Origin of the sequence: Microbacterium sp. MYb54 (assembly GCF_002979515.1) — a bacterium.
Lineage (GTDB): Bacteria > Actinomycetota > Actinomycetes > Actinomycetales > Microbacteriaceae > Microbacterium.
Genome location: NZ_PCPA01000012.1, coordinates 36,554 through 49,517 on the forward strand (window position 1 = coordinate 36,554; position 12,964 = coordinate 49,517).

The window sequence follows — 12,964 nt, forward strand, 5'->3', positions numbered from 1 at the left end:
GCAGAGAGGGCACGTCGGCGCTGAGGAGCTGCCGTCAGATCGGGTAGACCGTAGCCGCAGCCAGCCTAACGTGGACTCGGGACCGCTCGCTCACTCCGGTGCTCACGCCTCGGGCGAGGCCGCTGCCGGTTCGAGATGCTCGACGTTGCTCGCGCGGAGCAGGACGGTGGTGCGGTAGATCGCCACGAGCACCGCCGATGCCGCGATCACGCCGACGATACCTATGAGGCCCCAGAGCAGCACCGCAGGGATCATGAGCGGAAGACTGATGACTGCAGCCACCACCGACGACTTCGCGAGCTCCCGTTCCTTGTGCAGGGCGACGAGCCCGGCGAGCCCGACGATCTGCGCCACGCACTCACCGGCGAAGCCGATGCCCGCGATCACAGCGATCTCGAACGGGATGATCGCCTGTCCGACCGTCAGGGGAATCGAGATGGGCGTCGCCAGGAACGCGAAGCAGGCGCCGCCGACCAGGCCGACTCCGAGACCGACCCACAGCGATCCTCGCGCCCGAATGCGCGCCTGACGGGGGCCGGCCTCCGGCACCCAGCCCTGGATGGCTTGCAGGATAGGGGCGAGCACGAGCACGCCGTACCGATAGAGCTTGTCGACGGCCGCGAAGATCGGAAGAACCGGCTTCATGTACACGTCGACGAGCACCACGGGCAGCATCGTCGAGAGGTTCCCGAACAGCACAGTGGCAAGCCCGGGGATCTGCGCTCGCATCGTCGACCCGAGTTCACGCACTCGGGTCCGGGTCAGACGTGCGCCGTCACCTCGACGCAGAGCGAAGAGAAGTCCCCCGGCGACACCGGCGACCGTCGCGATCGCGACCGCGTAGAGGTACGAGTTCAACGACGGGACGATCATCACCGCCACGAGCGCCGCGACCTGGCCGAGGACCGCGGGCAGCGCATCGAAGACGAGCATCGCGACAGGGCGATTGGTTCCGATGAAATACCAGGCCGCCCCGATGCCGGGCACGGAGTACGCGATGGTGGCGAGGATCGCCGCAAGCGGGTCTGCACCGAGCGCAACGCCGAGGATGACCGCGAACGGGCCGACGATGAGAAAGAGCAGTACCCGCGCCACGACCGAATCGGCAAGGAACTGCCTTCTTCGCGTGGCGGGCAGGGCAGAAACGGTGCTGGGACCGGTCGCTCCCCAGCCGAAGGCGATGAAGATCGATGCGAACTGGCCGATGATCTGCAGGACGAACAGACGTGCCCATTCGTCTGTCCCGATCGTGCTGATGAGGAGAGGAATGGAGACGATGCCGACGACGGTGGCCGCAACGATCGAGACCGAGAAGAGCGCACTCCGCCGCAACAGATCGTGTCGGAGCAGCGCTCCCACCTTGCTCACGCTCGGCGACCGAGCCTGCTGAGCAGGTCTTGCCGGATGCGACCGAGCGTCCCACGCCGACCATCGCGCCAACCGGCACGGACGGCCCGCAGCTGCGAAATCCTGTCGGGAGCGAGAACGCTCCCCCACCACACCATCTCCGCCATCTTGCGGTTCCGGCGCCGCATCCATGCTCGATGGTCCGCACCATAGTGGCGCGACAGCCAGACGCTGTTGCGGACCATGTAATAGGTCCGCCACGGGGCGTGATAGAGGACGTGTCGCTGCTTGCCGAACAGGATCAACGGTCGACCGAACACCGAGAGCGGTACAGCCTCGCCCAACGCATGCTCCATGGCGAGATCCTCGTCGACGATGAACTGATAACCAGCCTCGCGGGCCCGCACGGTGAATTCCGAATCCACCGCGTCGATGAACAGATCCGCGCGGAACTCGCCTATCGCCTCGAACGCGCTGGTCGGGATCAGCTGTCCGGACTGGATGGGGTCGAACGGTCCGCCCCCTGGATCGCCCAGCACTGGCGCGCCTCCGACGATGCCCGGAACCGCGGCCGCAACATCGACACCGCGCAACTCTGCCGCGTCGAGGCGGCTCAGCAGCCGCTCCACGTGGTCCTCGGCCAGACTGGAGTCCTGATCCAGGGTCAGGATGTGCGTCGCCCCGAGGGCTCGCGCTCGCTCGATCGCGACATTGAGCGCGGTCGCGATGCCGCGATTCTCCTCGGCGGAGATGGTCTCGGTGCGTTCGGGGAATGACATGGTCTCGACCGACCTCGACCCGTCGTCGACGACGACGACGGAATCGACCTGGCGCAGGATCCCCTCGATCGTGCTCGGCAGATTCTCGGGTGCACGGAACACCGGAATCACGGCGACTATGCGGTGCGGCATCGAGTGCTCCTGTACGGGTCGGAAGGGAACCGGAATGGCGGTCGTCCGCAGCAACGGTGATTCGATCCTACCGAGGTCGACTGGACTCCCCTCTCAGCGAGACGGGCTCCCTGGCGGGTCGAGAGCGCTATTCGTCGGACAGCAGGCCGTCGATCGCGCCCGAGATCTCGGGGGCGAGCATCCGCACGTATTCGAGATTCAGATGATCGGCGTCGTAGTACACAGGGATGCCACCCACGACCGCATAGCACCGCTCCGCATCGCAGAACCGATCCGTCAGGTCCAGCACGGCGATCGAGTCCGAGCGCTCGGCGGCACCGGCCATCGACACGGGGTCCGTCGGCTGCGCCTCGCCTCGTGGTCGCGCGCAGGTCTCGGGATCTCCAGCGTTCAACAGCACACAGTCGACGTCCCGCACCTCACCGTTGTAGGGCGGATCAGCGAGGGCGAGGACATCGATCCCCTCGTCTGCCCATGCTGTCCAGTAGTCGATCAACCCGTCGCTCATCTGCTCGAGGGGAGGATCGCCGCTGCCATCATCCACCAGATCCTGACGGGCTGCCATCGCCGTGATCACCAGGTCGGGTTTCGCCGCACGGATGGTCGCGGAGAGGTCTTCGGACCAGGTGTTGCATCGATCAGCTTCGGCGGGCCCCCAGGGACCCCGGAATCCGAGGAAGGCGACGTCGGCGACCGGACATCCGCCGAGATAGCTGGTCGTGACGATCCAGTTCCTCTCCCTGGCGATGTCGAAGATCGCGCCCTGCCATTGCTGCGCGTGCGAGTCACCCACCAGCCAGACACGCTGGGGGTTCGCCGCACCGCCCGAGAAGTCGCACTCGAGCGTCGTCTGCTTCTCACCGTAGGTCAGGATCGGCAGGAAGGTACCGCATTCGGGTGGTGTGAAGAAGTACTCGTTCTTCGTGGTCATCACCGAATAGTCCGCCGCCCCGAACGGATCCGTGCAGTCCGCCCCGGGTGCGAGCGCCAGCGGGCCCTCGCACGAGGAGGCGACCACCTGTGCGGGCGGACGGTCGGCCTCCACTCTCGTCTGGTACCAGGTGAGCACCCCAGCGACGAGGGCCGCGATGAGGAGCATCCCGGCGAGCATCAGCAGCAGCGCTCTCCGTGTGGAGGTGCGCCAGAAGCTCCAGGTCTGTCCCTTGTCTTCGACGAAGCGCTTCGTCAACGCGGCGAGGACGACGGAGATCAGCAACACACAGACTTTGGATACCGTGCTGGCTTCTCCGCCTATGACGAAGGGAGCCGCGACGATGAGCGGCCAATGCCACAGATACAGCGAGTACGAGATCCCGCCCACCCACTGGACGGGGCGCAGGGCGGTGACGTTCGCGTGCCACAGCTTCGCATGAGAGTTGCCCGCGACGATCACGGCCGCCGTCCCGAGCACGGGGACCAGAGCCGCGTATCCGGGGAACGGAGTCGTGTGATCGAACGCGAGCGCGGAGAAGGCGATGAGCGCGAAACCGAGGATGCTCACGACGTTGGCAGTGATGCGCGAGAGCCGGACGCGTGTGCCGAGCAGAGCCACCGCACCACCCACCGCGAACTCCCAACCTCGCGTGAAGGTCGCGAAGTACGCCTGGGAGGGAGCGAGGACCGTATAGACGACACTCGCCCCCAGAGACAGAATCCCCACTGTCGCGACAACGACGATGAGTGCCTTCGAACCATGTCCTTGCCACCCGCGACGGGTGGAATCACGGCCGAGGCGTGCAGAGATCGCCACCGCCGCGAGCAACAGCAGCGGCCACACGATGTAGAACTGCTCTTCGACGGAGAGAGACCAGTAGTGCTGCACCATACTCGCTGCGTCGTTGAGCGCCGAGTAGTTGACCGACATCGCCGCGAGGTACCAGTTCTCGACGTAGCCGGCGCTCGCTGCGATCTCCCAGGCGTTGCGAGCCCAGCGCGGGTACGGCAGGAAAGCGATCAACAGGACCAGCGACGTCGCGAGCACGACGAACGCTGCCGGCAGCAGACGGCGGATGCGGCGCGCGTAGAACGCGCCGAGACGAACCCCTCCGGTTCGCGTCATCTCCCCCACGAGGTGTCCCGTGATGAGGAACCCCGAGATCACGAAGAAGACGTCGACGCCTACGTACCCGCCGGTGATCCGCACCGGCCAGAGGTGGTTCAGGACGACGAGTCCGATGGCGACCGCGCGAAGCGCCTGGATATCGGTCCGGAAGACGCGCTCGCGACGGCTGGCGGAGGTCGGTGTCGCCGTCCGCAGTGGTGCGCTCACGAACCGAGATACTCCCTCAGCAGATCGTCACCGGCCCGAGGAACGAAGCCTGTCTCGCGTACCCGGGTCAGATCGAGTTCACTGTTGTGCGGTCGTGGTGCGACCGGACCGGATGCCGAAGCGAAGTACTGCTCGGTCGAGACCCCTGTCACGCGCGACGGATCGTGACCCGTCAGCTCATACACGCGGCGCGCGACGTCCGCCCACGTCACGCTCTCGCCTGCCGAGGTCAGGTTGTACACGCCAGGTGCAGGACGCACGGCAAGCAGGTGCCGGATCAGTGCCGCGATCTGCGAAGCGAAGGTCAGGCGACCGTGCTGGTCGTCGACGACCGTCGGTTCGACGCCCTTCGCTGCGAGCGCGGCCATGGTGCGCACGAAGTTGTTACCGGCGCCGATCACCCAGGAGGTTCGAACGATGTAGTGCGACGGTGCCGTCGCCACGGCGAGGTCACCGGCGGCCTTCGACTGCCCGTACACACCCAGCGGGCAGAGAGCATCGTCTTCGCGATACGCGCGATCAGCCGATCCGTCGAAGACGTAGTCGCTCGAGACGTGTACGAGCGTGATCCCGTTCGCGGCTGCGATGCGAGCCAGTGCTGCAGGACCGGCGGCGTTGATCGCCCAGGCGTCGCGTCGGCCCTCCGGTGTTTCGGCCCGATCGACCGCAGTGTAGGCGGCAGCGTTGATGATCGTGTCGTAGTCCCGCCAGCGGCGGGCGGAATCCAGGTCGGCGGTGCCGAGGTCGAACTCGGCCCTAGTGGTCCACTCGACGTTCGTCGCCGCGTCGAACTCTTCGCGCAGCGCGGAGCCGAGCTGGCCGGCCGCACCGATCACCAGGATTCGACGGGGGGCGACGGGCGATACGTCTCCGAGACGCGGGTGCTCCCGGTCCTTCGCCGATACCTCCGCTTCCGAGAGCGGGATCGGCCAGGCGATGGCCGCGGTCTCATCGGCGAGGTTGAGGAACGAGTACGAGGCGTCCGGCGACCAATGGTCGTTCACGAGGTAGGTGTACGCGGTGTCGGGCTCGAGCGTCTGGTACGAGTTTCCGACTCCGCGCGGCACGAAGATCGCCTTCGACGGATCGAGTTCCGCGGTGAAGACGGCGCCGAAAGTGGGGCCCTCGCGGAGGTCGACCCAGGCACCGAAGATCCGCCCCGTCGCCACCGAGACCCACTTGTCCCACGGTTCGGCGTGGATGCCTCGGGTGGTGCCGACCGCGTCGTTGAAGGAGACGTTGTTCTGGACCGGTCCGAAATCCGGCAGACCGAGCGCAGTCATCTTCTCGCGCTGCCAGTTCTCCTTGAACCAGCCCCGGGAATCGCCGTGCACGGGAAGGTCGAAGATCACCAGTCCGGGAATGGCGGTCTCGGCCAGTCCCAGTACCTTGCCGAACTCGATGTCGCTCACGACGCTTACTGTCCCTTCGTCGCGTAGAACGCTTCGGTCTGATCCTTCGACGGAGCCCACCACGCTTCGTTCTCGCGATACCACTGGATGGTCGCCGCGAGGCCCGACTCGAAGTCGGCGTACTCGGGAACCCAGCCGAGCTCTGTGCGGAGCTTGGTCGAGTCGATCGCGTATCGCAGGTCGTGGCCTGCGCGATCGGTCACGTGGTCGTAGGCATCGCGGGGCTGACCCATCTCCTCGAGAATCAGCTCGACGACCTCCTTGTTGTTGCGCTCGCCGTCGGCTCCGATGAGGTAGGTCTCGCCGATCCGCCCCTTCTCGAGGATGGTGAGCACGGCAGAGGAGTGGTCGTTCGCGTGGATCCAGTCGCGCACGTTCTCCCCCGCACCGTAGAGCTTGGGACGAATGCCGCGGATCACGTTCGTGATCTGCCGCGGGATGAACTTCTCGACGTGCTGATACGGACCGTAGTTGTTCGAGCAGTTCGAGATCGTCGCCTGCACACCGAACGAGCGAACCCACGCCCGTACCAGCAGATCGCTGCCTGCCTTGGTCGACGAGTACGGCGACGAGGGGTTGTACGGCGTCTGCTCGGTGAACCGCTCCGGATCGTCGAGTTCGAGATCTCCGTAGACCTCGTCCGTCGAGATGTGGTGGAACCGCGTCTCATGACGACGCGCAGCTTCGAGCAGCGTGTACGTGCCGATGATGTTCGTGTCGAGGAAGGGACGCGGGCTGTGCAGCGAGTTATCGTTGTGCGACTCGGCGGCGTAGTGGACCACCGCATCGGCATCGGCCGTGAGCCGGTCGACCAGCTCTGCATCGGTGATGTCGCCGTGCACGAACCGCACCCGGTCCTCCGGGAGGCCGGCGAGGGATGCTCGGTTGCCCGCGTAGGTGAGCGCGTCCAGCACGGTCACGGTGTGGTCGGTGTTGGCCACCGCATAGTGCACGAAGTTGGATCCGATGAAGCCGGCGCCGCCGGTGACGAGGATGTTCGACATCAACGACCTCTTTCCAGGGTCTCGATCAGGTAGGTGCCGTATCCGGACTTCACGAGCTTCTCCGCACGCCTGCGAAGCTCCTCGTCCGTCAGGAAGCCCTGACGCCACGCGACCTCTTCGGGAACGCCGATACGCAGACCGGTGCGTCGTTCCATCGTGCGGACGTAGTCTCCGGCATCCGACATCTGGTCGAATGTTCCGGTGTCGAGCCATGCCGTGCCTCGCGGCAGCACCTCAACTTGAAGACGCCCGCGCTCGAGATAAGCGCGATTGACATCGGTGATCTCGTACTCACCGCGGGCGCTCGGCTCGAGTGAACGGGCGATCTCGACGACGTCGTTGTCGTAGAAGTACAGGCCGGGCACCGCGTAGTTGCTCTTCGGCACCTGCGGCTTCTCCTCGAGCGACACCGCCCGACCGTCCGCATCGAACTCGACGACCCCGTATGCGCTCGGCTCGGCGACCCAGTAGGCGAAGACGGCGCCTCCGTCCACATCCGTGTACCGCTTGAGCTGGGTCCCGAGTCCTGGACCGTAGAGAAGGTTGTCACCGAGGACGAGGGCGACCTTGTCGTCACCGATGAAGTCGGCCCCGATCACGAAGGCCTGCGCCAGCCCGTCCGGCGACGCCTGCTGCGCGAAGGTCAGATTGACCCCGAACTGCGAACCGTCGCCCAGAAGCCGCTCGAACTGCTCGGCATCATGTGGCGTGGTGATGATCAGAATGTCGCGGATGCCAGCCAGCATCAGAGTCGACAACGGGTAGTAGACCATCGGCTTGTCGTACACCGGGATGAGCTGCTTGGAGATGCCGATCGTGATCGGGTGCAGTCGAGTTCCGGAGCCGCCAGCGAGAATAATGCCTTTCACCCCCATATCGTGCCACATCCCGGCTGGGAGTTGCGGCAGGTCGATATGCTTGCGTCACTTCAACCACACTGGCATCATCTGTATCTTTCCGCCACACTAGGCAAGTGACCAGCTCAGTCTCCCCACGCCTGCGCGCGCTCGTCGCGAGCGCCTCCGCAGTCGTCTTTGCTGCCTCCCTTCTGATCGCGAGTCCGGCGAGCGCTGCCGCCGGGGGTGATCCCGCCAGTGCCGCCGTGGCACCCACGCAATCCGCGCCCGTAGCGACCGACATCGTCAAGACCGCGGACCTGTCCCTCTTCCGGCCGGGGAATATCATCGCCGACGCGGTGTTCTTCAACGCCGCGACGATGAACGCTGGACAGATCGACTCGTTCCTGCGGAGCAAGGGCCCCACCTGCCGTGCGGGCTTCGTCTGCCTCAAGGACTACCGGCAGAACACGCCGAATCGTTCCGCCGACGCCTACTGCAACGGCTACGCCGGTGCCGGCAACGAATCGGCGGCGACCATCATCGACAAGGTCTCCAAGTCGTGCGGCATCAACCCCCAGGTGCTCATCGTGATGCTCCAGAAGGAGCAGAGCCTGGTCACCTACCCCAACCCATCCCCGGGTCGCTACAACATCGCGATGGGTCAGGGATGCCCCGACGGTGCCGCGTGCGACCCTGCGTACAGCGGATTCTTCTACCAGGTCTATTACGCGGCACGGCAGATGAAGATCTACGCCGAGGGCCGCTGGTTCACGTACTACGCTCCCGGTCGCACATGGAACATCCTGTTCAACCCGGAGCCGAAGTTCAACTGCGGGTCCGCACCGGTGTACATCGAGAACATCGCGACGGCGGCGCTGTACTACTACACGCCGTATCAGCCGAACCGCGCTGCGCTCAACGCCGGGTACGGCTCGGGCGACGCATGCTCCGCCTACGGCAATCGGAACTTCTACCAGTACTTCACCGACTGGTTCGGCAGCACGCAGCGGAGCACTTCCGTGATCGTGCGCGGTGACGGCCCCGAGGTGTATCTGTTGTCCGGCGGATACCGCTTCCACATCAGGACGGCTGATGACCTGCGGGCGTTCTCCGCCAAGCTCGGCGCCGTGAGCCAGGTGCCCGCCTCCTACCTCAAGACCATTCCTCTGGGTTCGCAGATCTCGCGCTACGTGCACGACGCCCGCGAGGGGATCCTCTACCTGATCGACCCCGACGGTACTCGCCACCGGTTCGGCAGCGAGAAGCAGATCCTCGATTTCGGGTATGCGTTCAACTCATACGTGAACCTCGAGCCCGCCCTGATCGACGCGTTCCCCCGCGGTGACGATGTGGGAAACCTCTTCCACGTCGGGATCGACAGCCAGATCTTCTACCTCGACAACGGTCAGAAGCGGTATGTCCCGAGTGTCGAGACCTGGCGCTTCCTGTCCGGTGGCGGGCTCGGATACGTCGCCTCGATGGATCCCGCCCCCGCCGCGAAGTTCCCTCAGGGCCGCGTTGTCCTGACGCCTCGTTCGATGGTGCGCGAAGTCGACAAGCCCGCGGTGTATCTGGCGACGGCTGGCACGACACTCATCCACACGCCCAGCCTCGACCTCGGGGCCGCCTTCGGCACGTCGGCCTCGGTGACCGTGCTTCCTGCTGGAGCGCTGAGCGGATACACGCCGGCAGCGACGCCTCTGTCTCCATTCGTCACGTGCGACGGCGCGCCGAACATCATCACCACGAAGGGCCTGCAACGAATCTCCGGGGCCGTGCCGGCCACCCGATTCAACGTCACCGCGCTCAGCGCCGCTGACTGCGCGACCTTCACGCCGAACAACACGCCACTCGCTCAGCCGTTCTTCATCCGCACCGATGAGAGAGGAGAGGTATATCGCCTCCTCGACGGACAGCTGCAGTACATCTCGTCGTACTCCGACCTGCTCGCCCTCTCCGGCGGCACGATCCGTCTCGCCCCGTGGAAGGACAGCACGGTCGGCGTCCTCGGAGTCACGAAACCCCTGATCCCCGCAGGAACGGTCGTGCAGTTCCCCGGAGACGGCCGAGCATTCTTGTGGAACGGGTCGCAGCTCGCGCACATCACGACCTATGCGGCGCTGCTGAAGCTCGGCGGCGGCAAGGCGCCGACCATCGCGAACATCCCCGGGAGGCTCGCAGCAGTGATGCCTGTCGGCGCTCCGATCGCCTAGCGTCGCCGTCCGGGCCGGCTTGGTAGGCTGAGGCATCATGCCAGAAACCACGCTGATCATCGTCCCTGCCTGGAACGAAGCGCAGAATATCCCGACGACGGTTCGCGAGATCTCAGTGGCATGCCCGGCCTACGACGTACTGGTCATCGACGACGGCTCCACCGATGCCACCGGCACCGTCGCCGAAGCCGCCGGAGCACGCGTGGTCCGGCTCCCCTTCAACCTCGGTGTCGGCGGCGCAATGCGCGCGGGGTTCCTGTACGCATCGCGGCACGGGTACAGCCGCGTCATCCAGGTCGATGCCGACGGCCAGCACAACCCGCAGGACATCGAACGGGTGCTCGACGGGCTCGACCACGCAGACATCTCCATCGGTGCGCGCTTCGCCGAGGTCGGCGACTACGTCGCACGTGGGCCCCGGAGATGGGCGATGCGAGTCCTCGCGAGAACGGTCTCTCGTGTCTCCGGCGCGGCGCTGACGGACGTGACCAGCGGATTCCGAGCAGGAAACCGCCGGGCAATCGCCCAGTACCTCACCTACTACCCCGCGGAGTACCTCGGCGACACGCTCGATTCGCTCGTCGCAGCCGTGCACGCGGGCTTGACAGTTACTCAGGTCCCGGTCGCGATGCGCCCTCGCCTGCACGGCAAACCCAGCCAGGGACCGATATCAGCCTCTGTCTATCTGCTGCGGTCGGTCTTCGCCCTGACGCTGGCGATCGTCCGACGTCCGAGCCGACGCTCCACCGTTTCGTCCCCCGTCGTGGCCGCGTAGGAAGGCGCCTCATGGTTGTTCTCGGAGCGCTCGTACTCTCCCTCATCCTGCTGTCCTTCATACTGTGGATGCTGCTGACACGTCGCCTCAGGGAGAAGTACGCGGTACTCTGGCTCCTCATCGGAGTCGCAGCTCTCGTGGCATCCGTGTTCCCGCAACTCCTGTTCTGGCTCACCGGAGTCCTGGGCGTCGAGCTTCCCGCGAACCTCTTCTTCCTGCTCGCGATCCTGCTGCTACTCGGCGTCGCCCTCCACCTGTCGTGGGAGCTGTCGACGTCCGAGGAGGAGATCAGAGTTCTCGCCGAGGAAGCGGGCCTCGCCGAGACGCACATCGCCGAAGTGCAGCAGCGGCTGACGGCGCTCGAGTCCCGGCTCGATGAACTGGGCAAAGGGCCGCAGGTCTGATCGCTAACGTCCGGCGGGAGCGCTTCGCCTCGTCGCCGACCGCAAGAGTCGACGAGCCCGAGCGAGATCCCCGCCGAGGGCGGCGCGGAGCATCTCACTCGCGGCGTTGAGTCTCGAGATGCTGCGGCGCCGGCCGATCCGGGCCGCTCTTGCCCATCCACGAGCCTGCATGCGTGCGGCGTACGCATCGAAGAACGCAGCTTCCTGCTCGAACCGGCTCCCCGACGCAGCGGTGACCGACGACACCGATTGCAGGTGCCGGCGATAGTCGAAGACGACATCGTGAGTCACCAGCATCGATCCGTCTGCCAGCGCGATATCGAGCAGAAGACCGAGGTCGAGCGCGACCGCCCACTGATCATCGAAGCGGTGCGAACGGGCCACCTCGCTCTTCCAGGCGATCGATGGGAAGTACGCCCAGTCCGCCCGGATGAGGCTCTCCGCCATGCGCTGGGCTCTGAGTACGCTGCCGCCCTCCCCCACGCGTGGGCGCACCCAGCGCTTCACTCGATCGGCGAGCGGAAGGACCGACTTCCCTGACTCGTCGATGACGTTCACCCCGGGCTGGAAGACATCGACATCAGGGGCGTTCTCGATGAGTCGTGACAGGACGCGGACGTAATCGGGGTGCATCCGATCGTCATCCCCCATCATCACGAAGTAGGGCGACTCGACGAGATCGAGACAGCGGTTGAAGTTCTTCGCCAGACCCAGATTCTGCTCGTTCCTGACATACACGACCCGGGGATCGCCGAGGGCTTCCAGCCGCTCACGAATCGAATCACCGGGGTAAGCGTCATCCACGCACACGAGCCGCCAGGAACCACTCGTCTGATCGAGGACAGACTGGATGGCCGCCCACGCCGAATCCGGGTGGCTGTAGTACGGCAGCATGACGTCGATCATCACATCGTCGCGCTCAGTCATCGATCTTCCCGGTGCGTCCCGCTCGCGCGTCCCGCCATCCGTTCCAGGCCTCACGAGCGGGAACGTTTCCCGTTCGACGCCATGCCACGATCAGTTCCTCTGCCGCACGCCTGCCGACCGCGAACGTGCTGCGCACCCGCCCCAGTCCGGCCTTGCGCGCGAACAATGCCATGTTCCGCACGCCGAGCCGCAGCGGGTGCGCTCCCGGCTCCTGTGCCGCCCGCACATCGAGCACGACAGTCCGCCATCCGTGCTGCTTGAGCGCCCATCCGGTGTCGACGTCCTCGAAGTACAGGAAGTACATCTCCTCCATGCCCCCGATCTCGCGCAGCGCCTGCGTCCGATACATCACAACGGCACCGTCGACCCAGTCGACGTCACGAAGCCCCGAAGCGGGAACCGAGACATGATGGTAGGCGCGACCACCCTTCGTCAGCACCCCACCCGCCGAGAACACGACCTCCGGCCGTGACACCCAGTACAGCGTCGGCGCCACCGCACCCACATCGGACATGTGCTCGAGCGCGTTCAGCATCCGGGCGCTGAGATTCTGTTCGAACCAGGCATCGTGGGTGAGGACCAGAAGGTTCTCGATCCCCTGTTGCTCACACACCTCGAGAGCGAGGTTGACGGCCGCCCCATACCCGGGGTTGTCGCCGCGCCGGATCAGCACGGGAGTCCGACCGCCCACATCGCTGAGCACGTCTTCGGGAAGGTCACCTCCGTTGTCCACGATGATGACCTGGGCACAGGGAATCACCTGAGAATCCAGTCGCGCGAGCACCTCCCTGACGAGGTCAGGGCGGCGGTAGCCGATGATCAGCGCCGCATAGTCGCTCATTCGCGTGGTTCCTCCTTCAGTC

The 12,964-nt window shown here is 65.5% G+C and carries 11 protein-coding genes; 3 read left to right on the top strand and 8 right to left on the bottom strand.

Annotated features, from left to right (window positions below; all coding sequences use genetic code 11):
* Positions 1–102: 102 nt before the first annotated feature.
* From CQ040_RS13555 to rfbA, 6 genes are all read right to left on the bottom strand, one after another.
* The gene (locus CQ040_RS13555; RefSeq protein WP_105526877.1) at positions 103–1,368 is read right to left on the bottom strand and encodes a lipopolysaccharide biosynthesis protein; all 1,266 of its coding nucleotides are present in this window, start codon (positions 1,366–1,368) and stop codon (positions 103–105) included.
* Complete coding sequence (locus CQ040_RS13560; protein ID WP_105526878.1) at positions 1,365–2,258, bottom strand: glycosyltransferase; 894 nt, start codon at positions 2,256–2,258, stop codon at positions 1,365–1,367. The genes CQ040_RS13555 and CQ040_RS13560 overlap by 4 nt, the downstream gene beginning before the upstream one ends.
* 127 nt (positions 2,259–2,385) lie before the next feature.
* Complete coding sequence (locus CQ040_RS13565; RefSeq protein ID WP_105526879.1) at positions 2,386–4,527, bottom strand: acyltransferase family protein; 2,142 nt, start codon at positions 4,525–4,527, stop codon at positions 2,386–2,388.
* Complete coding sequence (locus CQ040_RS13570) at positions 4,524–5,939, bottom strand: bifunctional dTDP-4-dehydrorhamnose 3,5-epimerase family protein/NAD(P)-dependent oxidoreductase (protein WP_258131361.1); 1,416 nt, start codon at positions 5,937–5,939, stop codon at positions 4,524–4,526. Before CQ040_RS13570 ends, CQ040_RS13565 begins: the two co-directional genes overlap by 4 nt.
* A gap of 5 nt (positions 5,940–5,944) precedes the next feature.
* Positions 5,945–6,943, bottom strand: a complete 999-nt coding sequence (rfbB, locus tag CQ040_RS13575; RefSeq protein WP_105526880.1) for a dTDP-glucose 4,6-dehydratase — start codon at positions 6,941–6,943, stop codon at positions 5,945–5,947.
* On the bottom strand, positions 6,943–7,812 hold the full coding sequence (gene rfbA / locus CQ040_RS13580) for a glucose-1-phosphate thymidylyltransferase RfbA (RefSeq protein ID WP_105526881.1): 870 nt from the start codon (positions 7,810–7,812) through the stop codon (positions 6,943–6,945). The genes rfbB and rfbA overlap by 1 nt, the downstream gene beginning before the upstream one ends.
* Before the next feature lie 104 nt (positions 7,813–7,916).
* On the opposite strand from rfbA, the gene CQ040_RS13585 reads away from it, so the two are divergent.
* The 3 genes from CQ040_RS13585 to CQ040_RS13595 are packed head-to-tail and all read left to right on the top strand — an operon-like array spanning position 7,917 to position 11,174.
* On the top strand, positions 7,917–9,995 hold the full coding sequence (locus CQ040_RS13585) for a hypothetical protein (protein WP_105526882.1): 2,079 nt from the start codon (positions 7,917–7,919) through the stop codon (positions 9,993–9,995).
* Positions 9,996–10,032: 37 nt separating this feature from the next.
* Entirely contained in the window at positions 10,033–10,770 is a 738-nt protein-coding gene (locus CQ040_RS13590; protein WP_105526883.1) for a glycosyltransferase family 2 protein, read from the top strand.
* Between the two features lie 11 nt (positions 10,771–10,781).
* Complete coding sequence (locus CQ040_RS13595; RefSeq protein ID WP_105526884.1) at positions 10,782–11,174, top strand: DUF2304 domain-containing protein; 393 nt, start codon at positions 10,782–10,784, stop codon at positions 11,172–11,174.
* Positions 11,175–11,177: 3 nt separating this feature from the next.
* Here CQ040_RS13595 and CQ040_RS13600 read toward each other — a convergent pair whose 3' ends face one another.
* Together CQ040_RS13600 and CQ040_RS13605 are read right to left on the bottom strand one after the other, a co-directional pair.
* Complete coding sequence (locus tag CQ040_RS13600; RefSeq protein WP_105526885.1) at positions 11,178–12,101, bottom strand: glycosyltransferase family 2 protein; 924 nt, start codon at positions 12,099–12,101, stop codon at positions 11,178–11,180.
* A complete protein-coding gene (locus CQ040_RS13605; RefSeq protein WP_105526886.1) occupies positions 12,094–12,942 on the bottom strand; it encodes a glycosyltransferase family 2 protein in 849 nt (282 codons plus the stop codon). Before CQ040_RS13605 ends, CQ040_RS13600 begins: the two co-directional genes overlap by 8 nt.
* Positions 12,943–12,964: the final 22 nt, after the last annotated feature.